The 24,774-nt window shown below is 28.9% G+C and carries 21 protein-coding genes, 2 tRNA genes and 2 rRNA genes; 14 read left to right on the plus strand and 11 right to left on the minus strand.

All coding sequences use genetic code 11. The features are described 5' to 3' along the window. The 3 genes from HNP68_RS00005 to HNP68_RS00015 all read right to left on the minus strand — a co-directional run. Window positions 1-351, minus strand: a 23S ribosomal RNA gene (locus HNP68_RS00005); the annotation flags it as partial. 200 nt (window positions 352-551) lie between these two features. Further along, complete coding sequence (locus tag HNP68_RS00010; protein ID WP_183219175.1) at window positions 552-1,391, minus strand: Cof-type HAD-IIB family hydrolase; 840 nt, start codon at window positions 1,389-1,391, stop codon at window positions 552-554. Between the two features lie 131 nt (window positions 1,392-1,522). Next, window positions 1,523-2,083 carry a DNA-3-methyladenine glycosylase gene (locus tag HNP68_RS00015; protein WP_183219177.1) on the minus strand — a complete coding sequence of 187 codons (561 nt, stop codon included), beginning with the start codon at window positions 2,081-2,083 and terminating at the stop codon, window positions 1,523-1,525. A 540-nt stretch (window positions 2,084-2,623) separates the two neighbouring features. Between HNP68_RS00015 and HNP68_RS00020 the strand changes: the two genes are divergently transcribed. Then, window positions 2,624-2,697, plus strand: a tRNA-Ile gene (locus HNP68_RS00020). 1,198 nt (window positions 2,698-3,895) lie between these two features. Here the strand turns inward: HNP68_RS00020 and HNP68_RS00025 are convergent. The 4 genes from HNP68_RS00025 to rsmI all read right to left on the minus strand — a co-directional run bounded on the left by HNP68_RS00025 (window position 3,896) and on the right by rsmI (window position 7,197). Then, window positions 3,896-3,969 (minus strand) — tRNA-Ala (locus tag HNP68_RS00025). Between the two features lie 164 nt (window positions 3,970-4,133). Next, window positions 4,134-5,669 (minus strand): 16S ribosomal RNA (locus tag HNP68_RS00030). A gap of 212 nt (window positions 5,670-5,881) precedes the next feature. Further along, window positions 5,882-6,430 carry a nucleoside 2-deoxyribosyltransferase gene (locus HNP68_RS00035; protein ID WP_183219178.1) on the minus strand — a complete coding sequence of 183 codons (549 nt, stop codon included), beginning with the start codon at window positions 6,428-6,430 and terminating at the stop codon, window positions 5,882-5,884. Window positions 6,431-6,522: 92 nt separating this feature from the next. Further along, window positions 6,523-7,197 (minus strand): 16S rRNA (cytidine(1402)-2'-O)-methyltransferase, encoded by a 675-nt coding sequence (gene rsmI / locus HNP68_RS00040; RefSeq protein WP_183219180.1) that lies wholly within the window; start codon window positions 7,195-7,197, stop codon window positions 6,523-6,525. Window positions 7,198-7,404: 207 nt separating this feature from the next. Here rsmI and HNP68_RS00045 point away from each other — a divergent pair, with 207 nt between their 5' ends. After that, window positions 7,405-7,722 (plus strand): hypothetical protein, encoded by a 318-nt coding sequence (locus HNP68_RS00045; protein WP_183219182.1) that lies wholly within the window; start codon window positions 7,405-7,407, stop codon window positions 7,720-7,722. A 29-nt stretch (window positions 7,723-7,751) separates the two neighbouring features. Here the strand turns inward: HNP68_RS00045 and HNP68_RS00050 are convergent, their stop codons facing one another. Beyond that, the gene (locus HNP68_RS00050; RefSeq protein ID WP_004789512.1) at window positions 7,752-8,141 is read right to left on the minus strand and encodes a DUF1893 domain-containing protein; all 390 of its coding nucleotides are present in this window, start codon (window positions 8,139-8,141) and stop codon (window positions 7,752-7,754) included. Window positions 8,142-8,259: 118 nt separating this feature from the next. On the opposite strand from HNP68_RS00050, the gene HNP68_RS00055 reads away from it, so the two are divergent. The 3 genes from HNP68_RS00055 to HNP68_RS00065 all read left to right on the plus strand — a co-directional run bounded on the left by HNP68_RS00055 (window position 8,260) and on the right by HNP68_RS00065 (window position 10,453). Then, a complete protein-coding gene (locus HNP68_RS00055; RefSeq protein ID WP_183219183.1) occupies window positions 8,260-8,865 on the plus strand; it encodes a YigZ family protein in 606 nt (201 codons plus the stop codon). Window positions 8,866-8,978: 113 nt separating this feature from the next. Further along, window positions 8,979-9,731, plus strand: coding sequence for a ParA family protein (locus tag HNP68_RS00060; RefSeq protein WP_183219184.1), 753 nt, complete (start codon window positions 8,979-8,981; stop codon window positions 9,729-9,731). Between the two features lie 2 nt (window positions 9,732-9,733). Then, window positions 9,734-10,453, plus strand: coding sequence for a hypothetical protein (locus tag HNP68_RS00065; RefSeq protein WP_183219186.1), 720 nt, complete (start codon window positions 9,734-9,736; stop codon window positions 10,451-10,453). A gap of 266 nt (window positions 10,454-10,719) precedes the next feature. Here HNP68_RS00065 and HNP68_RS00070 read toward each other — a convergent pair whose 3' ends face one another. The 3 genes from HNP68_RS00070 to gyrB form a co-directional block, all read right to left on the minus strand. Beyond that, the gene (locus HNP68_RS00070; RefSeq protein ID WP_183219188.1) at window positions 10,720-11,502 is read right to left on the minus strand and encodes a ParB/RepB/Spo0J family partition protein; all 783 of its coding nucleotides are present in this window, start codon (window positions 11,500-11,502) and stop codon (window positions 10,720-10,722) included. Window positions 11,503-11,620: 118 nt separating this feature from the next. Continuing rightward, window positions 11,621-14,053: a DNA topoisomerase (ATP-hydrolyzing) subunit A gene (gene gyrA, locus HNP68_RS00075; protein WP_183219190.1), complete on the minus strand. Its 2,433-nt coding sequence runs from the start codon at window positions 14,051-14,053 to the stop codon at window positions 11,621-11,623. 11 nt (window positions 14,054-14,064) lie between these two features. Continuing rightward, on the minus strand, window positions 14,065-15,969 hold the full coding sequence (gene gyrB, locus HNP68_RS00080) for a DNA topoisomerase (ATP-hydrolyzing) subunit B (RefSeq protein ID WP_183219978.1): 1,905 nt from the start codon (window positions 15,967-15,969) through the stop codon (window positions 14,065-14,067). Between the two features lie 186 nt (window positions 15,970-16,155). Between gyrB and dnaA the strand changes: the two genes are divergently transcribed. The 9 genes from dnaA to fbaA all read left to right on the plus strand — a co-directional run bounded on the left by dnaA (window position 16,156) and on the right by fbaA (window position 24,703). Next, window positions 16,156-17,613 carry a chromosomal replication initiator protein DnaA gene (gene dnaA, locus HNP68_RS00085; RefSeq protein WP_183219191.1) on the plus strand — a complete coding sequence of 486 codons (1,458 nt, stop codon included), beginning with the start codon at window positions 16,156-16,158 and terminating at the stop codon, window positions 17,611-17,613. Window positions 17,614-17,852: 239 nt separating this feature from the next. Then, the gene (dnaN, locus tag HNP68_RS00090; RefSeq protein WP_183219193.1) at window positions 17,853-19,013 is read left to right on the plus strand and encodes a DNA polymerase III subunit beta; all 1,161 of its coding nucleotides are present in this window, start codon (window positions 17,853-17,855) and stop codon (window positions 19,011-19,013) included. Between the two features lie 91 nt (window positions 19,014-19,104). Then, the gene (locus HNP68_RS00095) at window positions 19,105-19,404 is read left to right on the plus strand and encodes a hypothetical protein (RefSeq protein WP_183219195.1); all 300 of its coding nucleotides are present in this window, start codon (window positions 19,105-19,107) and stop codon (window positions 19,402-19,404) included. Window positions 19,405-19,495: 91 nt separating this feature from the next. Beyond that, window positions 19,496-19,651 (plus strand): 50S ribosomal protein L34, encoded by a 156-nt coding sequence (gene rpmH, locus HNP68_RS00100; RefSeq protein ID WP_183219197.1) that lies wholly within the window; start codon window positions 19,496-19,498, stop codon window positions 19,649-19,651. Then, window positions 19,632-19,967 carry a ribonuclease P protein component gene (gene rnpA / locus HNP68_RS00105; protein ID WP_183219199.1) on the plus strand — a complete coding sequence of 112 codons (336 nt, stop codon included), beginning with the start codon at window positions 19,632-19,634 and terminating at the stop codon, window positions 19,965-19,967. Before rpmH ends, rnpA begins: the two co-directional genes overlap by 20 nt. 9 nt (window positions 19,968-19,976) lie before the next feature. Beyond that, the gene (gene yidC / locus HNP68_RS00110; protein WP_183219201.1) at window positions 19,977-21,611 is read left to right on the plus strand and encodes a membrane protein insertase YidC; all 1,635 of its coding nucleotides are present in this window, start codon (window positions 19,977-19,979) and stop codon (window positions 21,609-21,611) included. Window positions 21,612-21,623: 12 nt separating this feature from the next. Next, window positions 21,624-22,352 (plus strand): RNA-binding cell elongation regulator Jag/EloR, encoded by a 729-nt coding sequence (jag, locus tag HNP68_RS00115; RefSeq protein ID WP_183219203.1) that lies wholly within the window; start codon window positions 21,624-21,626, stop codon window positions 22,350-22,352. Between the two features lie 45 nt (window positions 22,353-22,397). Further along, window positions 22,398-23,459, plus strand: a complete 1,062-nt coding sequence (locus HNP68_RS00120; protein WP_183219205.1) for an NAD-dependent epimerase — start codon at window positions 22,398-22,400, stop codon at window positions 23,457-23,459. 164 nt (window positions 23,460-23,623) lie between these two features. After that, window positions 23,624-24,703, plus strand: a complete 1,080-nt coding sequence (fbaA, locus tag HNP68_RS00125) for a class II fructose-bisphosphate aldolase (RefSeq protein WP_183219207.1) — start codon at window positions 23,624-23,626, stop codon at window positions 24,701-24,703. Window positions 24,704-24,774: the final 71 nt, after the last annotated feature.

Consider the following 24,774-nt stretch of genomic DNA (forward strand, 5'->3'; position numbering starts at 1 on the left):
TTGTAACTTTTTTGCTTATCACAGACTAAGCCTAAACGTCCTACAACCCTATAAATGCAACGCTCTGCAACTTGACACATTTAAAGTTTGGGCTACTCCCCTTTCGCTCGCCACTACTAAGGGAATCTCTTTGATTTCTTTTCCTCAGGGTACTTAGATGGTTCACTTCCCCTGGTATCGCCTCTATTATTTAAATAATAGATAACTAGCATCTTACTAGTTGGATTACTCCATTCGGTAATCTTGGGATCAATAAATGTTTGCTTCTCCCCCAAGCTTTTCGCAGCTTACCACGACCTTCTTCGCCTTAAAGCTCCTAGGCATTCACCATAGACTCTTATTACTTTGACCATATTTTTATCTTCCATCTCTATTTTGCCAATTTGTTTATGCAACATAAAATAATATATATCTTTGTTCAATCCATGTCAATACTTATCCCAATATTTTAATAAATAAATTTACAAAATATATAATAAGTAAAAAATTTATATTTCAAATAGAAAATTTTGCTAAAAAAGCAAATACATTACAAATTAGAATATAAATTCTTAATATTTAACATTAAGCTCAAAAAAATCAATTAAAAACCTAGCAACACCATCCTCATTATTATTAAATTTTGTTATTTCATTATTTGCTAAATGAATTTTAAGAAATTCATTGGCATTTTTCATTAAAACCCCTTTGCCAAGATTTTTAAGCATCTCATAATCATTATTATTATCTCCAAAAGCTATAATATCACACAATGGAATTCTTTCAAGAAAAGCAATATCTTTAATAGCATTATATTTATTAGCATTAATATTAGTAACCTCTAATAAATCCTTAGAAGAAAAAAACACCCTTATGTCCTGAAAATCTTTATTCCTAATATCATTGTTAAGTTTATTAAGAGTTGTCAAATCATCACAATAATAAACAATCTTAGAAACAGAATCAACGTCTAATTTAGTCAAATCTCTAATGATAACATTTAAACCTAAATCCCTAATAAAATGTTTCATAATAGGACTTTTAACATCTGAATTAGAATACCAAGTATCAAAAGTATAAAGATTAACATCAATATTGCCTGTATATATCTTGAGAATTTCTTTTACTAAGTCATAATTCATTGTATGTCTAAAAATTAAATTTTCTTGCAAAAACACTTCAGCTCCATTTACCGTTACAAGATAATCCTCATTAATATTGATTTTTTTTAACTGATTCCTAATATTTTTAACTTCACTCAACCTTCTACCAGTTGCAATAATTATTTTAAAATCTTTTTCCAAAGTTAAAAGAACCTCAAGGGTTAAAAAACTAATCTCATGACTATTGTTCAACAAAGTGCCATCAAGGTCAAAAACCAGCATTTTATATCTTTTATAATTAGAATTCATATACAAATCTCTCTTGTAAGATATAATCACAAATAATTTATTCTCAATAAATTATTGATAAAGCATGAAATAATATAACTTAATAATAACAAATTTCTTGAAAATTTTTTAAAACTTTATTTAAACTAAAATCAACGTCTTGAAACAAATTTATTATCTTTAATATAAAATCTCCAAGGCTTATTTATATCATCCTCTTGTGCATAATCAATATTTATTCTTTTTGAACAAACTATACTAAAATCTAGATTTAAACCTCTTTTTAAAAAAAGCTCACCATTCCCAATAAGATCAACTTTATTAAAGGTTAAATCAATGTTTAAAAATTTTGTAAGCTTACCAGGACCATTAGTAAGAATGCTTTTCCCCTCCAGCAACGGAGAAATGGGTTCTACACTTCTAATCAAAACAGCTTGGGGATTATTTTTATCCGCAGTCACAATATTAAACATATAGTACATACCATATATTATATACACATAAGAATATCCTCCTATGCTATACATAGCATTTGTGCGATTTGTTTTCTTCCCACCATAAGAATGACAGGCACTGTCTGCTATTCCCATATAAGCTTCCGTTTCAACAATTTTAACAACTATTTCCTTTTTATTGATCTTTCTGATCAATAAATTACCAAGTAATAACCTTGCGACAGTAGTAGCATCTTGTAAAAAAAAACATCGATCCATAAACCCAATTTTAAAACAAGATAATAATAAAAAAATATCGACAAAACACACATGTAAACTACAAAAAAAATATTATCCGCGATAAGAATATAAGCTAAAATACCTAAAAAGTAAAAATAAAAAGCATTTTATAAAAAATTTATTACACCTCAAAAAAAGAAAAATATTTTTACCTTTAAAACATCTTTAAAATAATTCTAAAAGCCGCTAAAACAAAAGTAAAATTTTATCCTTTATTCAACTTCCCCCAAAAAAAGTTAAACAAATAAATAATGCCATGGCTTTAAAAGTTTTTATGAATTACTCACTAAAACCACACAATAAATATCGCATTTTAATATCAAAAAAATTGATATAAATCATAATAAACTTTTAAATAGTCAAAAATCAATTCATAAATCTTACAAAAAACTTATATAAAATAGTGAGCACTAATAATATATAAAAACACAAACTATATACAATATCTCTTACATTTTGAAAAGATATTGACAAAGTAAGAAGATTAAAATAAAATTTGTAAAGAATTGGTATATTAAAGGGATCATAGCTCAGGTGGTTAGAGCGCAGGTCTGATAAACCTGAGGTCGGATGTTCAACTCATCCTGGTCCCAATTTGTTAAGTTGTTCTAAGTCATGATTAACAAGAATTACAAAATATTAGGTCAATTCACATATTGAAGCATATTTATAATATATTATAACATAATCTCAATTTTAAAAATATTCAACTGTAGCTGTATTGGATTTAAGATATACGTTTAATGATATAAAAAATTTTTACCTTAAAATTTTAAATTACTATTAATAGCATTTAATATTAAACTATATAATAGCAAACACTTGTTAAAAATTTATTTTGGCTGCAAAAACTTTTTAATCAAAATAAAAATGCAAAAAATTAATAAAATTGGCCTTAATTCATATTTCCCTTAAAGAGAAGGTAATCTACAGTTATGCTTCCCAATACAGCTGCCTTGTTTAAGCCTCACCCACCCCACTAAACATATCTTAAATACCTTCTTTGCGCCAAAATAATAACTTTGTATACCTCAACTCGAATCGTGTTATGAGCAGCGCAAGTAAAATACTTGAACACATATTCGTCATATCATTTTGATACACAATTACTAATGACTCCAACTTTATTAAGCCGAACTTCAAACTTCAATTCGGATTGAGGTCTGCTTCTTTATCTAACAAGCTCTAGATATACAATATCCAACATAGCTCTACAGTTAAACTGCTACATTTTATACACAAAATTATATATTCACTTGATCAATCCTTGTTTATTACCAAGGGCGATGACATGTAATTAACCAAAGTCTATGTTTTCACCTATAAAAGAATTTTACAATTAATCTTCTTAATTCGCACAACATTACTCTGCCATAACTTCGCCCACTATAAAAAATTTTTAGATACTATCCCTTAGGGATCTAAACCCTATCTCAATTTCAGTACAAACATTCACCATCCAAGGTCAGCTACTCATCATCGCCTCAAAATATATTTAATTCCACCACCCAACTAATAAAAGACACAATCATATACAGATAAACCTTTAAAAAGCTGCCTTCATTAATTAATTAATTAACAAATTTAATTGGAATTATTCGGTATTAGCTACAATTTCCAGTAAATATTCCCATATCATAAATGAACTGCTTATTAAGTACTAACCCATTCGCCACTAAACAATTAATACACTCCGTTTTACTTACATGCTTAAGACACACGGCAACATTAGTTCTAAACTAACGCCAAACAAAAAAACCAAAAATTAATTAATCTAAATTATATGCAAAATGGAGGTTAAGGGACTCGAACCCTTGACCCCCGGCTTGCAAAGCCGATGCTCTAGCCAACTGAGCTAAACCCCCAATTAATCTAAACTTAATAAAATTCTTTAATATTGTAATAAAAACCTAAATATATAAGCTCAAGAACAGCTCATATTAATAAGCTTAATTTCAAAAACTCTTTTATCAAAAGAAAAGAATAGGGAAGAGTTAATGGCATTAGCCTTAATTTATCTTTCTCTTAGAAAGGAGGTGATCCAGCCGCACTTTCCAGTACGGCTACCTTGTTACGACTTCACCCCCCTCACTAAACATACCTTAAATACCTTCCTCCCTTACGGGTTAGAATAATAGCTTCGGGTATCCTCAACTCGGGTGGTGTGACGGGCGGTGTGTACAAGGCCCGAGAACGTATTCACCGTATCATTCTGATATACGATTACTAGCGATTCCAACTTCATGAAGTCGAGTTTCAGACTTCAATCCGGACTGAGACCTGCTTTATGCGTTTTGCTTCACATCGCTGTTTCGCATCGCTTTGTACAGGCCATTGTAGCACGTGTGTAGCCCAGGACATAAGGGCCATGATGATTTGACGTCATCCTCACCTTCCTCCGACTTATCACCGGCAGTCTTATCTGAGTCCCCATCATTACATGCTGGTAACAGATAACAAGGGTTGCGCTCGTTGCGGGACTTAACCCAACACCTCACAGCACGAGCTGACGACAACCATGCAGCACCTGTATATAGACCCCAAACGGGGAATAATTATCTCTAACTATATCCTATATATGTCAAGCCCTGGTAAGGTTCCTCGCGTATCATCGAATTAAACCACATGCTCCACCGCTTGTGCGGGCCCCCGTCAATTCCTTTGAGTTTCACTCTTGCGAGCATACTCCCCAGGCGGCACACTTAACGCGTTAGCTTCGGTACTAACTTTAAGTTAACACCAAGTGTGCATCGTTTACAGCGTAGACTACCAGGGTATCTAATCCTGTTTGCTCCCTACGCTTTCGTGACTCAGCGTCAGTCTTGACCCAGAAGTTCGCCTTCGCCTCCGGTATTCTTCCTGATATCAACAGATTCCACCCTTACACCAGGAATTCTAACTTCCTCTATCAGACTCTAGACATATAGTTTCCAACATAGTTCCACAGTTGAGCTGTGGTATTTTATGCATAGACTTACATATCCGCCTACTCACCCTTTACGCCCAATAATCCCGAACAACGCTCGCCCCTTACGTATTACCGCGGCTGCTGGCACGTAATTAGCCGGGGCTTATTCATAAATTAACGTCATCACTTTGTCATTTCCTACAAAGCTTATTCCTCATTTATAAAAGAATTTTACAATCTTTCGACCTTCTTCATTCACGCAGTGTCGCTCCGTCAGGCTTTCGCCCATTGCGGAAGATTCTTAGCTGCTGCCTCCCGTAGGAGTCTGGACCGTGTCTCAGTTCCAGTGTGACCGTTCACCCTCTCAGGCCGGTTACTTATCATCGCCTTGGTAGGCATTTACCCTACCAACTAGCTAATAAGACGCAGACTCATCTACAAGCGAAGCTTTAAAGGCTTCCTTTCATCAATTAACAAATTAATTGACCTTATTCGGTATTAGCTACTATTTCTAGTAGTTATCCCCATCTCATAGGTAGATCATCCACGCGTTACTCACCCGTTCGCCACTAGATGTATTGCTACATCCCGTTTGACTTGCATGCTTAAGACGCACTGCCAGCGTTAGTTCTAAGCCAGGATCAAACTCTTCGTTATTCTTATTTTTTATTTAAAAAATTAACAAGTTTTGTTTATTCTCTTGATTGGCTTTCAACCTCACTTAACTCTTCCCTTCTCTCATCTTCCAATAATCATTTCAACATTTAATACTTTAACAAAAGAAGAATCATGTTGTCAATACTTTTGTATTATTTTATTAACATAAAAAACAAAAAAATAAATTTTATTAATTAGCCCTGATAACAGCATTAACAACCACATTTTTCATTAACAGGTAAAGTCGTAAGAATTTTTTTCAATTTATTTCCTAATTTAGCCTTTAAATAGTCAAAGAAAGTTCTAAAATTTTCATTATCTCCTTTAAATTTAATCCACAGTTCTTTAAAAGTCAAAATTCCTTCTTTAAGATCTTTGTAATTAGAAAAAGACGCATTACAATCGCTATACATTAAATTATAAAAATCAGAATCTTGTTTATCCTTAAAAAAATCTATGCTTGGTATTTTTTTAGCAAAGGCAAACCCTCTCTCATAAGCCGTGCCTGCATCAACATAATTAACCAAAGCCAAAACAATATCACTACTAACCAGCTCTTTTAAATCTATTTCTCTTATTTTTTCTCTTATATCTCCATTTGCAAACTTATAATCAACTTTTTCAAGCAATCCCATCTTTTTGACAGCATGATGCTCTGGAGAAAATACATCTAAATTGAACTCTTCAAGAAATTTTAAAACCTCATCCCTCAGTTTAATTTGCTCTTCGTTAAAAAACGGAGAAGCCAAATAAATTTTCATACAAACCCCTATTAAAATTTAATTATAACACAATAAATCAATCGAATAAAACCATCAATAAATAAAGTTTTGATATCTATAGAAAACATTTATTATAAGCGGCTTCTGCTGACTAAAATAGTAAATTCTCCTTTAACCTTATCCTTACTTGATTCGAAATAATTTTTTAATTCTAAAGGCTTACCAATTTGATATTCTTCATAAATTTTTGTCATCTCTCGACCGATAAGAATCTTTGCATCTAAACTAACAGAAGAAATTTCAACAAGCAATTTCAAAAGTCTGTGACTAGATTCAAGCAACACAAATGCATCACCCCTTTTATATAGCTCAGCAATTCTTTTAAATCTCTTAATGCCTTTGTTGGGTAAAAATCCCTCAAAAAGCACTGATTTATCTCTAAAAGGATTAACGCTTACAATCGCATTAAAAGAGCTTACTCCAGGAATTGGACAAACTTTGTATCCTTCTTTAAAAGCAGCAGCAACTAGCAAACTGCCAGGATCACTAATACCTGGAGTACCGGCATCACTAACAAAAGCAACTGAATCTCCTTTTGACAAATAATCCAATAGCAAGCTTACCTTCTTAGCTTCTGTTACGGCATTACAAGAAATCATTTTTTTATTAATTTTATATCTCGACAAAAGTTTGCTAGTAACTCTAGTATCTTCTGCAAAGATAACATTTACCGATTTTAAAACATCAACTGCCCTATAAGTAATGTCTTCTAAATTACCTATTGGCGTACCAACAATATATAACATAACTTCTTTTAATTCCTCCAAAAGCCAAAAATAAATATATTAAAAGCATCTTTCTTAATGACAAAAACCTAAAATTTTTTATTTACCAAATACAAAGATAAGCTATAGGCCACATTTTATATGTCTATCAAAATACTTGCTTTTGTATTACATTTAGTTATATCATTAAGTATTAATGATTAAAAAGTTAAAAGAAAGGGAAAATTTATGTTTGCATTAATTAGAAAAATATTTATAATTTATTTTCTATGTATTACTCTTGCAGGCTTTGCCATGATTTTTATCGACAGCAAATTTACTGAACAACCTGATGTTAAAGAAAATCAAAACAAAATTAATCAACATACAATTGAACCTAATTTAATTATGTTTACATCTTCTATAGGAGGATTTTTAGGCGTTTATGCTGGAATTTGGATCTTTAACTACGATAAAAATAATTTTTACCTAAATTGGGGAAATTTAATAATATTAATATACAATATCGCTCTAATTATTACTGTATACTCAAAGTCACGTAGTTAACTAAAAACTAATTTAATTATTCCCATAATTTATAAATTATTAACTATAATACCCCTTTTAATCATGTACTTATAAACCTCTTCGGGATTTTCTAAACTTTCAATCAAGTTTTCTGCCCTGTCATTTATTTTTTCCACCAATTTTTTATAAGCTACTTTTATTCCTCTACTTTCTAGAAAATCTTTTGCAGGTTGAGAAACAACCCCAGCTTGAACATTTTGAAGCCCTATATTATAAATAATAATAGCTGCTGCTTTGCCCACAACTTTATCATAAATCTCAAGCCCTTCCTTATTCTGAATATACTTATTGATAAAATTATCTACTTCTAAAAGAGGCTTCAACCCCCTTTCCATATTAGAATAAAGTATTTTATGATCTTTAAACAACCTTAATGTTGGATTCAAGCCTGATATCATTAAAAACCCCTTTTTTTGATCACGCTTTATAGTAATTCATAATAAAAACAAACAACATTAATAATATACATAAACAAAAAATACTGCAATATCTAAAAAGATAGTATACTTACACTATATGATATTTGTGCCAAAAAACAACAGTAATTCTAAAATTGAAATAAAAAAATCTATTTTTGTTTCATATATTTTTAATATTGAAAAAAAAGAAGAAATAAATAAAACTATTAAAAAATATAAAATAAAATTTAAAAATGCTACACATGTGGTTTATGGATTTAGAATTGGAAACAATCACTCATTCTTAAATGGAATGAGTGATGATAGAGAACCTAATTTAACAGCCGGAAAACCCACATTAGATGCCATAATTCATAACAATTTAACTGATACATTAATAATCACATTGCGATATTTTGGAGGCACTTTGCTTGGTAGAGGAGGATTAATCAAAGCATATTACAAGTCTGCCACAGAAGTTATTAAAAATGCGTCTATAATGGAAAAAGAGGAATTGGAAATTTTAAACTTAAATTTAAATTACAACCAATACAATTCACTATTAAAAATGAAAAATAAACTTGAAATAGAAATAACAGATTCGAATTTTTCAAACAAAATAAATACTTCAATCAAATTTAAAACAAAAAACAGGCAAAAAATATCGGAATTTTTTATAAAAAACGACTTAATTCAAGAAACTTTCAAGTTTCATAAAGAATAATATACATATCAAATAATCAAATATTTAAAAACAACTCTAAGTATTATTATTTTTACCATTTATGTTTTAAAATATAAAAACAAAACAAAAGAAAAGAAAAAGAGAAAATTTATATGAAAATAATATCTGTAATCAATCAAAAAGGAGGCGTGGGGAAAACCACGAGCGCCATTAATATTTCTTATTCAATGACTCTGCTTGATAAAAAAATTCTTTTAATAGATATTGATTCACAAGGAAACTCTACTAGCGGAACAAATATTTCAGAATATATATTTGAAAATTCAAGTTATGAACTTATTAATAAAAAAATAAAGGTCAAACCTTTAAATCACTTTAAATTAGACATCATTCCATCTAGTATTAAATTAGCTTTACTAGAAAAAGAATTAATAAATGAACTTTCAAGAGAAAATTTTTTAAAAAATGCATTAACATTATATGAAAAAGATAAATATGATTTTATTATTATAGACTGCCCTCCTACACTTTCAATATTGACGATAAATGCTCTTGTTGCAAGTAATTATTTACTAATTCCAATCGAAACAGAATTTTTTGCATTTGAAGGTATAAATCAGCTAATAGATACAATAAATACCGTAAAGCAAATAAATAAAAATTTAGAGATTGTAGGCGTTTTTATAAACAAATATGATATAAGAAACAAAAGTAAAGAAAAATATGTAATTTCGTTAAAAAAAGTATTTAAAGAAAAACTTTTAAATACAAAAATAAGAAAAAATATAACCATTTCAAAATCTCAAGAAGCAAAAATGCCTGTATATGAATATGATAAAGAAAGTAATGCTGCAAAAGATTTTTTAGAGCTTTCAAAAGAGATAATAAATAAAATTAAGGAATAACTATGTCTGACAATCTAGAAACTTTAATGTTTCTAATGGGGAAAAAATTAGAAGCATCTTTAAATAATTCAGAAAATATCGAAAAAAAAGAAATTCTTTCAATTGAAAGAAAAAATTTTGATTACGGCAAACTAGATAAAGATATTTCTGATTTTTTAAAAACAAAGCAATATGAAATTTTCAACATCTTTAATAATACTTATACAAAAATTGGAAAGATACTTAAAGAAACCCAAGATAAATTAAAAGGAAATAATCAATATAACGGACTTTTTTATCAGTGGTTCAAAAGTATGGGATTTAAAAAGGACAAGGTTTACGCTTTAATATCAAGATATAATTTGCTTATCGAAAATTCCGACAAGCAGCTCACTATAGAAAAACTACCATTATCATTATCATATGAAATATCCAAAAAATCTTGCCCCTCCATTTTAAAAACCGAAGTTCTAAACGGCAAAATAAATTCTTTAAAAGAATTTAAAATCATTTATAAAAAAAGTTTCGATTTAAAGGATACACATACACACAAATCATTGCTTAATAAAGACAAAAAATATGAAAACGATATAAAAGAAATGTTAGATTTTATATTAAAAAATATAAAAGAATTAAAAAACATTGAATTTAACAAATTAAACCAAGAAAACTTAAAATTATTTTTTTACTCTATTTTAGAAATAAAGGAAAAAATAAAATATATTAAAAATAATTTAATCTAAATTTATAACTACATTAATAATTATAAATACTGCACATATTATTATTGTTCTTTTTGCAAATATTAGATTATTTTTTACTTTCAAATTTAACTATAAATAGCAAAATATAAACTTTACCCGTCATTTAAAACTTAAGACTTATTTATAAAAACCAAACAATACCAAAATAAGCTTAAAAATTTATACATTATGACAAATACTTGAAAATAAAAACCTCATAAAATTAAGGAAAGATATTTTTACAATCTTTAAATTATAAAAATAACTTAACCAATATGGCCAAAAAAAGAAACAATCCTTCTTAAATCACCCGATGTAAAATACTCTATCTCTATTTTCCCTTTATCTTGATTCCCTTTAATATCTATTTTTGTTTGAATTTTATCAAATAAAAATTCTTTTATATTGCTCAAAAAAGGATCTTGCTCTAGTTCCCTTTTTTTTACTATAGATTTATAAAAATTTTTAACATATTTTTCTGCATCTCTTACAGAAAATTTTTTTTTCAGTATTATTAAATAAAGATTATACCTATCTTGCTTATCTTTTAAGGATAAAATAACTTTTGCATGCCCAAAAGAAATTTCTTTTCTATGCACTGCATTCAATATTTCTTGATCAAGATCTAAGATCCTAACCAAATTTGAGATATAGGCTCTACTTTTGCCAATTTTTTCAGACAAATCTTTATGAGTTAAAGAATATTTATTCATTACATTTTTATAGGCATAGGCTTCCTCAACAGGAGTAAAATTTTCTCTTTGAATATTTTCAACCAAAGGCATAAAATCTCTATAAGATTCTTTAATATCAACTTCTATAACAGGAATATTTGTCATCTGAATAAGTTTAGCAGCCCTAAACCTTCTTTCTCCCACTATTATTTTATATCTCTCATTTTCTTTACAAACAATTATGGGTTGTAAAATTCCATTTTCTTTTATTGAAACACTTAACTCTTCTAATTCAATAAGATTAACAGATTTTCTAGGCTGATCATTATCAATATCTAAAAGATGAATATCTATCATTTTAAAAACTCTATTCATATTATAAGAACCTCCTACAACACAAAATTTTACCAGGTTATAATATTGAATTACAATTTAAGAATAAAAAAAAAGAATGTTCCACGTGGAACATTCTTAAATAAGAAAAAACAATTCTTTATTTAATAAATTTTGAAACAGAAATTAAACTGTCATTATCAAGAAATAATACTTGAATTCCTCTAGCATCTTTACCTTGTTCAGATACTTTTCCAGCTACTGTTCTCAAAGCTTTTGAACGTTTACTTACAAGCAAAATTTCATCATTCTCTGAAACTGATATAGCATCAACAACACTACCTGCTTTTTTATCAGATTTTTTATAACTAGTATAACCAGTAGCTCCTCTTTTAAGCTCAGATATTTTAGAAATGCTTAATCTTTTTCCATACCCATTCTCAGAAATAATTAAAAGATAAGGATTTTCTCTAACTGCCAAAACTTTAACAAACAAATCTCCTTCTTTTAATTTCATCCCACAAACACCCTGAGTACCCCTATTAGTAAGCCTAACATCTCTTGAATTAAATATAAATGCACTACCCTTTTTAGAAATACAAATTACTTTCTCATCCTTAAAAACAATCTCTGCACTTGTAACAAAATCTTTATCATTAAGTTTAATAACAATAACACCTCGTGATTTTACTGTTTTAAAATCTGTAGATTCAAATCTAGCTATCTTTCCACTTGCAGTTGTAAGCAATAAATAAGAATCATCGGTAAAATCCTTACTATTCTTAATAGTTAATATTTCTTCCCGATCTCCCAAATTAATAAGCTCGCTAATATTTTGACCTTTTGAAGCCCTTGAAGAATCTTTTATTTCATAAGCATTAATTAAATAAAGCTTTCCTTCATTTGAAATCATAAACAAATAATCGTGGGTATTGACACACAAAGCAAGAACAATCTCATCTCCATCATTAAGATCAAAAGAACTAAGACCTTTTCCTCCCGTACCTTGTAATTTATACTCATTTTGTGAAAGTCTTTTAAGGAAACCTTTCTTTGTAAGCATAACAACAATATTTTCTTTTTGCATTAAATCCGACATACTAGTTTTTAAAACCTCCTCATCATAAATTATTTTAGTTCGACGTTCATCGCCAAATTTCAAACCTAAATTCATAGTTTCTTCTCTTATAATATTAATAATCCTTGCTGGATTCAAGAGAATATCTTCATAATCTTTTATTAAGCTTAAAAGTACATTAAGCTCCTCTTCAAGCTTAAAAATCTCAAGAGCTGTAAGTTTCTGCAATTTCATATCAAGAACTGAATTGGCCTGAATCTCTGAAAGGCCAAAATTTGCAACAAGTCTTTCCTTTGCATCTTTTGCCAATTTAGATGATTTAATAATCTTAATAATCTCATCTATATTATTTAAAGCAATATTCAATCCCTCAAGAACATGTGCTTTATCTTTTGCCTTCCTCAAGTCAAACTCAATACGTCTTTCAATAATATTTTTTCTATGTTCAATAAATTTAAATAATAATTCTTCCAAATTTAACTGTTTGGGAATACCATTAACAAGAGCCAAATTATTTATACTAAAATGCTTTTTAAATTCAGTATATTCATAAAGCAAATTCATAATAACATGGGGATCAAACCCTCTTTTAACTTCAAGAACTATTCTAATGCCTTCTCGATCAGACTCATCTCTTATATCTAAAAGTCCTTCTAGCTTTTCTTCTTTTGCCAAAAACGCAACTTTCATAAGAAGTGTAGATTTATTTACTGTATAAGGTATTTCTGTAACAATTATAGCATTCCTATCTTCTGTTCTTTCTTCAATATGATATCTGGCCCTAATAACAACACTTCCCTTGCCAGTTTTGTATGCTTTAATTAAATTATCATTGTAAACAATCTCTCCAAAAGTTGGAAAATCGGGACCTTTAACTATCTTAAGCAAATCAAATATAGAAGCATTCTCATTATCTAACATATAAACAATAGCATCACAAATTTCTCTTAAATTGTGAGGTGCCATATTAGTAGCCATTCCAACAGCAATTCCACTAGAACCATTTACCAAAAGAAATGGAAATGATGAAGGCATAATCTCAGGCTCAGTTAAAGAATCATCATAATTAGGCTTAAAATTAACAGTCTCTTTATCTATATCCTTAACGATATATTCAGTTATTCTCTCCATTTTAGCTTCAGTATATCGCATAGCAGCAGGAGGATCTCCGTCAATAGATCCAAAATTCCCCTGTCCACGTATTACAGGATATCTAAGTGAAAAATCTTGGGCAAGTCTTACAAGAGCATCATAAATTGATTGATCTCCATGGGGATGATATTTCCCAAGAACATCCCCCACTATTCTCCCAGCTTTTTTAAAAGCTTTATCGGAACGAAGTCCCATTTCATACATGGAATAAAGTATTCTCCTATGAACTGGCTTAAGACCATCTCTTACATCTGGAAGAGCTCTAGAAACAATAACTGACATTGCATAATTTAAATAAGAAGTTTTTATTTCATCTTCTATCTTAATATTTAATATTTGTTCTTTATTTTCTCCAACTGCCATTAACGCTCCAATTACACATCAAGATTAATTACATTAAGTGCATTCTGTTCAATAAATTCTTTTCTAGGCTCAACCAAATCCCCCATAAGAGTAACAAAAATTTTTTCAGCCTCAACAGCATCATCTATATTCATTAATCTCATTTTTCTTCTCGCAGGATCCATAGTCGTTTCCCAAAGCTGCGTTGGATTCATCTCCCCAAGCCCTTTATATCTTTGAAGGAAAATACTATTACGATTCTTAGTTTCAATAGAATCTAAGAATTTTTCTTTTTCTTTTTCTTCATAAAAATAATAAATACGATTGTCATACTTTATTTTATAAAGAGGAGGCATTGCTATATATACATAACCATTTTCAATTAAATCTCTCATATATCTAAAGAAAAAAGCTAAAAGCAAAGTTCTAATATGAGAGCCATCAACATCGGCATCTGCCATAATAATGACCTTGTGATAACGAAGTTTTGTAATATCAAAAGTTTTGCCAACTCCCGCACCAAGAGATGCAATTATAGGAATAAGCTTATCATTGGTAATTACCTTATCTTCTCTTGTTTTCTCAACATTAAGCATTTTACCCCATAATGGCAAAATGGCCTGAAAAAATCTATTTCTACCCATTTTAGCACTCCCCCCAGCAGAATCACCTTCTACAATATAGATCTCTCTTTCCAGGGGATTTTTAGAAGCACAATCGGCCAATTTCCCAGGCAATGCTAAGCTTTCAAATGCATTTTTTTTTCTTTCTGATTCTCTTGCTTTTCTTGCAGCCTCACGAGCACGAGCAGCTTTTATTGCTTTTCCAAGAATATTGTCTATCTCTAAAGGATTTAAATTAATAATTTCCAACAAATGATCATATACAATAACCTCAACTATTTTTTTTATCTCAGAATTACCAAGTTTACTCTTTGTTTGACCTTCAAATTGAGGTTCTGGAACTTTTACAGAAATAACAGCTGTAAGTCCCTCTTTAAAATCATCTCCTGTAAGATTTGGAATATCTTTTTTACTTATTTTTGAATTTTTAAAAGCTTCATTCATAGCCTTAGTAAGGCCACTTCTAAAGCCCATAACATGGGTACCCCCCTCTCTTGTGTTAATATTATTAACAAAAGAGAGAATATTGTCAGAATAGCTCTCAGTCCATTTAAGTCCTACATTAACAATAACATCATCAAGAAAACCATCAATATAATAAGATTCTGCTTGAAAAGCTTTACTGTCATTAGTTAAATGATCTACAAAAGATTTTATTCCGCCTTCAAAATAAAATTTTGAAAATTTTTCTCTACCAAATCTTTTATCTTCAACTGAAATACATATTTTATCGTTTAAAAAAGCAAGCTCCTTAAGCCTTTTTTCAAGAACATCAAAGTTATAATCTAAAGTTTCAAAAATTTCAGAATCTGCTAAAAAAGTAACCTTAGTTCCCGTAACAGAAGATTCTCCTACAACTTCTACTTTAGAAGTTGGAATACCTTTTGAAAAAGTTTGTCTAAAAACTTTTCCATCTCTATTAATATAAACCTCTAAAAACGAAGACAAGGCATTTACAACCGAAATTCCAACACCATGCAATCCTCCAGAAACTTTATAAGTACCTTTATTAAACTTGCCACCAGAATGTAGTTTGGTTAAAACAAGCTCAAGAGCACTAATTCCCTCCTCTTCATGAATATCAGTAGGAATCCCTCTCCCATTATCAATTACAGTTATAGTATTATCTAAATTGATAACAACATCTATTTTATCACAAAATCCAGCTAAAGCCTCATCAATACTATTATCAACCACCTCATAAACCAAATGGTGCAATCCATTAACAGAAACAGAGCCTATATACATGCCAGGCCTTTTTCTAACAGCTTCAAGCCCTTTTAAGACCTGAATGTTACTAGCAACATAATTCATAAACCTTCCATTCATTTAATCAAAATCCAGACATAGATAAATTCTACATTAAAAAAAATAACATCTACTACATATAAAGTAGCGAAAATTTTTAAAAATTCGCAAACAAATTTAGATAGAATCCTAGTTTAACATTATACTATATAATGTTAAAAGTATAGTACTAAAACCAACAAGGACAAAAAAATGGAAAAATCAAAAAATATATGGAGCTTGATTTTAACAGAAATAAAAAAAGAACTCTCGGAAGAAGAGTTTTACGTTTGGTTTGAAAATTTGTGCTTTTTAGAATCGATAGGTGACAATATTCAAATATCTACTCCAAATTTATTTCACAAAAATCAAATAGAAAAAAGATTTACAAAAAAAATCAAAGAAATTCTTACAAAAAATGGCTATAATAACACAGTCATTGCATTTACAGACCAACCACTCAAATCCTATTTAAGTAAACAAGAAAGCGAAAAAACAATTTTTAACGAAACTTTTTCAAGTTTAGACACGCTAAAAGGAAATACACCCTCTAAAGAACCAATTCAAAGTATTAAAGATCATATAAAAATGTATATCAAAAAAGAGGAAGGGCCTACAAATTTTAAAAATCCCTTTCTTAAAAAAAGATATACATTCGAAAATTTTATCATAGGCCCAAATAATAAGCTTGCATACAAAGCCAGCTTGTCAATCTCAAAAAATCCTGGAAAAAAATATAATCCGTGTTTAATTTATGGTGGAGTTGGACTTGGAAAAACACATTTGCTCCAAAGCATAGGAAATAAAACAGAAGAATTACATAATAACCTTAAAATATTATACGTTACTGCTGAAAATTTTTTAAATGAATTTGTAGAAAGCATAAAGACACATGAAACAAAAAAATTTAAAAAAAAATATAGATACTTAGACATGCTACTTATAGACGATATTCACGACTTACAAAAAAAAGAAGGCATACAAGAAGAGCTTTTCCACACATTTAATGCCCTTTATGAAGATAATAAACAATTAGTATTCACATGTGACCGCCCCCCTTCTGAGCTTACAAATTTTACAGATAGACTAAAAAACAGATTTACAAGAGGACTAAATGTTGATATATCAAAACCTAATTTTGAACTTAGAGTAGCTATTATTGAAAAAAAAGCAGAAGAGGATGGTATAAAGGTCCCTAAAAATATACTAAACCTGGTTGCCCAAAAGGTTACAACAAATGTAAGAGATCTTGAAGCTGCTGTAACAAAACTAAAAGCATATATAGATTTGGACAATATAGAAATTGACATTGATATTGTTGAAAAAATAATCAAAGAAATAATAATTTACGAAAAAAAAACAACCAATGAACCAACCAATAAAATCAATATCGAAAATATAAAAAAAATACTCTTAAGAGAGCTAAAAATTGCACATAAAGACATTGAGGGGCATAGTAAAAAACCAGAAATAACAAAAGCTAGACATATTTATGCGTACCTTTTAAGAAATTTTACAGAGCTATCAACAGTTGAAATTGGGAAAATTATTGGTGGAAAAACCCATTCAACAGTACTTTATTCCATAAATAAAATAGATAGAGACAGAAATAATGACAAAGAAATTAACAATTTAATCACAGAACTTATGAACAAAATAAAAAAAAATTAAACCTAATTGAAAAATTAAAAATTCTTTTAAACAATTAAAACAAGTAATTATCAAAAATACAACAAAAAAACAACCTATAATTCGACAAGATAATTCCTTATGTTATATAACATTAAATGCAATTGAACAATTAAACAAAGACTTACTACTATTACTATTATATATTTATAAAAAATAAAAATAAAAAGTCCATAAAAACTTATAAGGATAAAATGTAATAAAATGTAAAAGGAGGCATGATGATAAATAACACATTTTTTATTTGCGAAACAAATCAAATTACAAATGAGATAGAAAAAGCAAAAGGAATAATCTTGAACAGAAATATGAATGATATTTGGAGCGCATTGTTAATTGAAGTGAAAAGATCTAATCTCATAATTAAATCAACAGACAGAAATATATTTTTTGAGAGTACAATTCCAATTATTTCAGAAGCAGATTTTAAGGTATTAATTAATGCCTCAAATTTTTATGATGCAGTAAAAGCATTTAGTTTATACAAGAAAATTAAAATAATTTTTAATGAAAACAACAATAAATTGGAAATTATGGGAGAATTAAAAGACGAAAAAGAAGAAGAATATTTAGATCATTTAAAAGAACCTACCTTTTCGTACGAAGAAATAGAAAATTACAATTATGACATGATTAATGAAAATTACACTTTTGAAATTGAAGTAAAACAGAAATCTCTTAAAAAAATAATAAATAGAATAGCTTTTTCAGCACATTTTGATGAATCCAAGAATGTATTAAATGGTGTGTATTTTACAAAAGATGAAGATTCTAAATTATTGCTTGTTTCTACCAATGGACATAGAATGTCTATTTGTAAAACAGAAGTCATAGTTGAAGAAGATGTAAATTTTATAGTTCCTGTAAAAATATTTAATTTTTTAAAACATCTTATGTCAGGAGAAGGTGTGGTTAAAATAAAGTTTTCGGATAAAAAATTTTATGTTGAATTTGATAATTATAAAATAGCTTGTAGTTTGATTAGTGGCAATTACCCTGATTATAAAAGCATTATACCTAAAGAACAGAAAAATAAATCTTTGGTTTCACTAGGCATTTTAAAAGATAGGCTTGCAAGAATTAATCTATATGTTGATAAGTCAAGGAAGTTAGTTTTAACTTTCTCTGAGTTTCAATTAAAACTTCTTGGAGAAGATTTAATTACTGGAAGAAAAGGTGAATTTTTTATTAAAAATCCGAACTATTTGTATGATGGGTCAGATGAAATTATGGCTATTAATATTTCATATTTTGTTGAAGCTATTAGTGTTTTTGAAACCTCAAAGATAGAAATACAATTCAATTCAGGAAATGTATTAAAATTGAGTGAGCCTGAAAATTTTGATTTTACTCATTTGATAATGCCGATGTCTTTGGGTTAAAGTGAATTATTAATGTGATTTTGAATATTAAAATAAACTTTAGAAAAGTTTATTTAATATTGTTTTTTGCATTGAGGTATAAAAGATTATTATGAATGATTCCGCTTTTAAAAAAATAGGGAATGTTCTTAAGGATTATTTAGAATCTAATTTGTTTGTCAATAAAAAAATAAGTTCAAAATTGTTGATTGTTGATAAATGGAATCAGATTTTTGAGGCTTTATCAAATGATGTTAAATTTTTAGATTTTAAAAATGAACGAGTTCTTTTTATTGAGGTAAGTAATTCAAGTATTTTGTATAGCATATCAATCAACAAGTCAAAGATAATACATTCAGTAAAAGAATTAACAGGTATTAAAGTAATAGATATAAAGGTTTTAGTAAAGTAATTATTATTGACAATCGTATTTATATACTATACCATGATAGTGTTCAATTTGTAGCTTAGCAGCGGGAAGTTGTTTTTAATGGAGGAGCGTTTTGAAAAGAACTTATCAGCCTAGTCGTGTTAAAAGAAATAGAAAATTTGGGTTTAGAGCTAGAATGAAGACTCGAGGTGGAAGACTTATTCTTGCAAGACGAAGGGCAAAAGGAAGAATAAAATTAACTGTTTCTGATGAAAAAAAGAAATATTAGTCTAAAATCAAAAATAGAAATTCAAAAAATTTTTAAAGAAGGCAATCTGATTAGACTTAGCAGTCTTAATCTTAAAATGTTTTGTAAAGCAAATCATTTGATTTATTCTAGACTTCTTGTTACCTTTTCTAAAGGGTTTAAGGGCTCTGTCAAAAGGAATCGCGTTAGAAGGCTTTTTAAAGAAGCTTTTAGGAAAAGATTAGAATTGTCAGAAGGTAAAGCTGTAGATATTATTTTTGTAATTTCTTGTAACAGACCAAATTTTACTTATTTTAGCATTGAATCTCTTATGAAAAGTTTAGTTTTAATGTTGTGAGGGGCATAAGTGAATCAAAGTAAAAGAATTTTAAGAACGGTTTATTTGTCTTTATTTTTAATAGGTCTTTTTATGCTTATTAATGATATTTTTTTCCCTAAAATGTTAAGTCTTAAGCCTTCTGATGAGGAAGTGCAGTTTGATTTAAACAAAAGTTTTGATGATAATGAAATGCTTTTAAATAAAAGTAATATCATTAATTTGATTGATAAGTCTAAAGATATTGTTGTAGAAACAGGGATATATGTTGCTACTTTTTCTACATTTAGAGGAAATTTGGTTTCATTAAAGCTTAAAAATCATTTAAATTTGGAAAAAAATCCTACAGATTTGATTAATGTTAATTATAAAAATGAAACTTTTTTTGATGTTAGTTTCGACTATTTAGTAGAGGATTTGTTTTTGTATAAAAAAATAGATGATTTTAATCATGAATTTAAAGCTTATTTTAAAAATAACGGTAAAACTTATGAATATGTAAAGAGGTATACATTTTCTAAAAAAAATGAATACCTGATGAAATTTAAAGTTACTGTAAATGGTCTTGAAGATTATAACTTATTTGATGTTGATTCTTATAAAATTATTTTTAGTTCTGAGATAGAAAAGTTGAGCGATAAAGCCAGGCTGCAATATAATAATTATTCATCTCAAATGATTTATTATGACAATAAACTTAAATATGGTAAAGACGGTTTAAGGATTAGTAATCCTAGATGGATTGGTTCTAGTACTAAATATTTTGAGGTGTTAATTTTTAAAGAAAATATGGAAGTTGAGTTTAGAAAGGAAAAAGAAGTCCTCAAGTCGTTTATTGTCAACAATATTGGAAATAAAAAAAATATTAGTGATGAGTTTTTTATTTACGCTGGGCCTAAGGACAATAGATATCTAAACATTTTTGATAAGAATGGTGACAATACCTTTGGTTTGTCTGATATTGCCTTTGGCATGTCAGTAGAAAAGAGTTTATGGCATTTAATTCAAGTTCCTATGCAAATGGTAATGCAAGTTTTTTATGATGTTGTGCCTAATTGGGGGCTTTCAATTATTTTTTTGACAATTGTTGTTAGAATACTTATATTCCCTTTGACATTTAAGGGATTTAGAGCTACTGCGGAGCTTTCTAAGCTTCAACCTAAAATGAAAGAACTTCAAGCAAAGTTTAAACATGATACTAAAAGGCTGAATGAAGAGATGGGAAGACTTTATAAAGAAGAAGGAGTTAATCCTCTTGGGGGATGTTTTCCTGTAATTTTGCAGCTTCCTATATTTTTTGCTCTTTATTCACTTGTAAATAATTTGTTTTTATTAAGAGGAGCTAGTTTTATTCCAGGATGGATTGATGATTTATCTATTGGCGACAGTGTATATCATTTTGGATATAAACTTTATTTTGTTTCTTGGACTGATATTAGAATTTTGCCGTTTATTATGATGTTTACTCAATTGGGGTCTACAATTGTTAGTTCTAATATTGATTTAAAAAATCTTGGAGCGCAGCAGAAGTTTTTATATTTTGGAATGCCTATTATGTTTTTTTTCATACTTTACAATATGCCATCGGGGCTTTTGGTATATTGGATTACAACAAATATTTTTACTATTTTGCAACAATACTATATAAGGATACATTTGTCTTAAAGGGGGAATAATATGAGCTATGAATTTTATGGAAAAACCGAACAAGAAGCAATAAAGAAAGCAATGAGAGATCTGGAATTAAAAGAGGGTGAGTTTGATGTAGAAATTTTAGATAAAGAAAGGGTTGGATTTTTATTTAAGAAAGAAATGATTAAAATAAGGGTTTCTCCTCATGTAAAAGAAGTTAGAAAAGGTGGCTTTGAAATTAAAATTGGAGATGAAATTTGTGATAAAATTTTAGAATTTGTAAAAGAAATGCTAGTTAAAATGGGATATTCTGTAAATTTGACGATAGAGCCTAAAGAAGGAGGTCACATTAAGATCTCTATCGAGACAGATAGTCCAAATATTTTAATTGGAAGGGAAGGTAAAAATTTAGATTCTCTACAGCTTTTGACAAATGTTTATGCTTCTAAGCTTATTGGTGAAACTGGATCCTTTAATAGGGTTATATTAGATATTGGAGATTATAGAGAACGATTTAAATCTAGGTTTATTAATTTAGCAATAAACTCTTTTCATAAAGTCAAAAGGACTAGACGTTCTATTTTGTTGCCGTCAATGAATCCTTTTGAAAGAAGGATTGTTCATACAACTTTAAATCGCTATAGTGATATAAAAACTGAAAGCGAGGGTGATGGAAATATAAAAAGAATAAGAGTATCTTATATCAGAAATAATAGGTTTAGTAGCAATAATTTTCGCGGTTATCAAAAAAGAGATTTTGGTTTTAAAAAATAGATTGATGGTGTTAGTTTGTATTGAATTTTAAAGAGGAATGATAATATGAAAATTTTTTTAACCGGAATTGCAGGGTTTATTGGATTTCATGTAGCTAAAAAGCTTGTGGAAAAAGGCCATGAAGTTTTGGGCGTGGATGTATTAAATGATTATTATGAGCTCAAATTTAAGCATGAAAGATTAGAGGCTTTAGGTTTTTGTTCTAAGGATATCAAAACTCACAATATTATTAAGAGCGAAAAATATAATAATTTATCTTTTGCGTATCTTGACATACTAAATAAAGATAAACTACTCGAACTTTTTAAAGAGTATAATTTTACACATGTTTGTCATTTGGCCGCACAAGCGGGTATTAGAGATAGCCTTGAAAATCCTGATAGCTATGTTTCAATAAATATTGTTGGGTTTTTTAATGTTTTAGATGTATGTAGAGTTTATAAAGAAAACATAAAACATTTTGTTTATGCTTCTACATCATCAGTTTATGGTATAAATGAAAATATTCCGTCTAGTGAAGATTCTATTACGGATCATCCTTTAAATTTATATGCAGCTAGTAAAAAATCTAATGAAATGATGGCTCATGCTTATAGTGCTTCTTTTAATATCCCCACAACAGGACTTAGATTTTTTACGGTTTATGGAACCTATGGAAGACCCGATATGGCTTTATATTTATTTGCAGATGGAATTAAAAACGGCAAGTCCATCAATGTTTTTAACAATGGTAATATGGCTAGAGATTTTACATATGTTAGTGATATTGCAAATGGTGTTTACAAAGTGTTAAAAAATCCAGCCAAGAGTGACTGTAATTTTGATGTTAAAAATCCAAATTCTTCAACATCTTCTTTTCCTTACAGGATATATAATATAGGAACCGGACATGCAACTAAATTGTTGAATTTTATTAGAGAACTTGAGTCGAATTTTGATAAAAAGGCCTTAAAAAATTATATGCCTATGCAAAAAGCAGATGTTGTTGAAAGTTGCTGTGATATTTTAAAGCTTAAAAATGATGTTGGGTATGAGGCCAAAATTTCTATTAAAGAGGGAATAAAAGAATTTTCGGATTGGTATAAAGAGTCTACTAAGAATGTTTGATTTTAAACTTTTTTATGCAGAATTATAGGGTTTTAATAAATTTTGTGCCTGCTCTTGGTTCAATAGTTATTTATTGATCGATTTAAATTCAATTTTACTTCTTAGGTGTATAATTTATTACAGACATTTGATAAAAGAAAAAATAAATAGAAAGGAGCCTATAAATGGGTGTTTTAGACAAAGTTAAACCGGGTGTAGTTTATGGAAAGGAGCTACATTATTTATATGAAATATGTAAAAAGGAAGGATTTGCTATTCCTTCTATTAATTGTATAGGAACAAATTCTATTAATGCAGTTTTGGAGGCAGCAAAAGAAATCAATTCTCCGATTATGATACAATTTTCCAATAGTGGTTCTGCTTTTATTTGCGGGAAAGGGCTGAAGATGGAAAAGCCTCAAGGAGTTTCAATAGCTGGAGCTATTTCTGGTGCTATGCATGTTCATTTGATGGCAGAGCATTATGGTGTTCCTGTTGTTCTTCATACAGATCACTGTGCTAAAAATTTGCTTCCTTGGGTTGAAGGGCTTTTGGAGTATGGTGAGAAATATTATAGTCAGCACAAAAAGCCATTATTTTCTTCACATATGTTAGATTTGTCAGAAGAACCTATTAAAGAAAATATTGAAATTTCTAAAAAATTCTTAGAAAGAATGGCAAAAATTGAAATGTTTTTAGAAATAGAGCTTGGGATTACAGGTGGTGAAGAGGATGGAGTTGATAATTCGGATAGAGCTTTGCATGAATTATTTTCTACTCCTGAGGATATTTATTATGGATATTCAGAGCTTTTAAAGATTAGTCCAAATTTTCAGATTGCAGCAGCTTTTGGAAATGTTCATGGAGTATATAAACCGGGTAATGTTAAACTTACTCCAAGAGTGTTAAAGGATGGTCAAGATTATGTTATAGCAAAAACAGGAGCAAATATTACTAAACCAGTTTCTTATGTTTTTCATGGAGGATCTGGGTCTACAATTGATGAGATTAATGAGGCACTTTCTTATGGGGTTGTAAAGATGAATATTGATACAGATACACAGTGGGCTGCCTGGGAGGGTGTTTTGAATTATTACAAAAAAAATGAAAATCGTTTGCAAAGTCAATTAGGGGATGGTAAGGACGCTGATATTCCAAATAAGAAATTTTATGATCCAAGAGTTTGGTTAAGAGAGGCTGAAGTTTCTATGAAAGACCGTGTTAAGATTGCATGTAAAAATCTTAATAATATTAATAGGAATTAAATAAAAATTCACTAATTTTTATTTGTAAGCTGCTTTTTGAGCGGCTTTTTTATTATTTTATTAATTTTATA

This window comes from Borreliella yangtzensis (genome assembly GCF_014201775.1).
Taxonomy (GTDB): domain Bacteria; phylum Spirochaetota; class Spirochaetia; order Borreliales; family Borreliaceae; genus Borreliella; species Borreliella yangtzensis.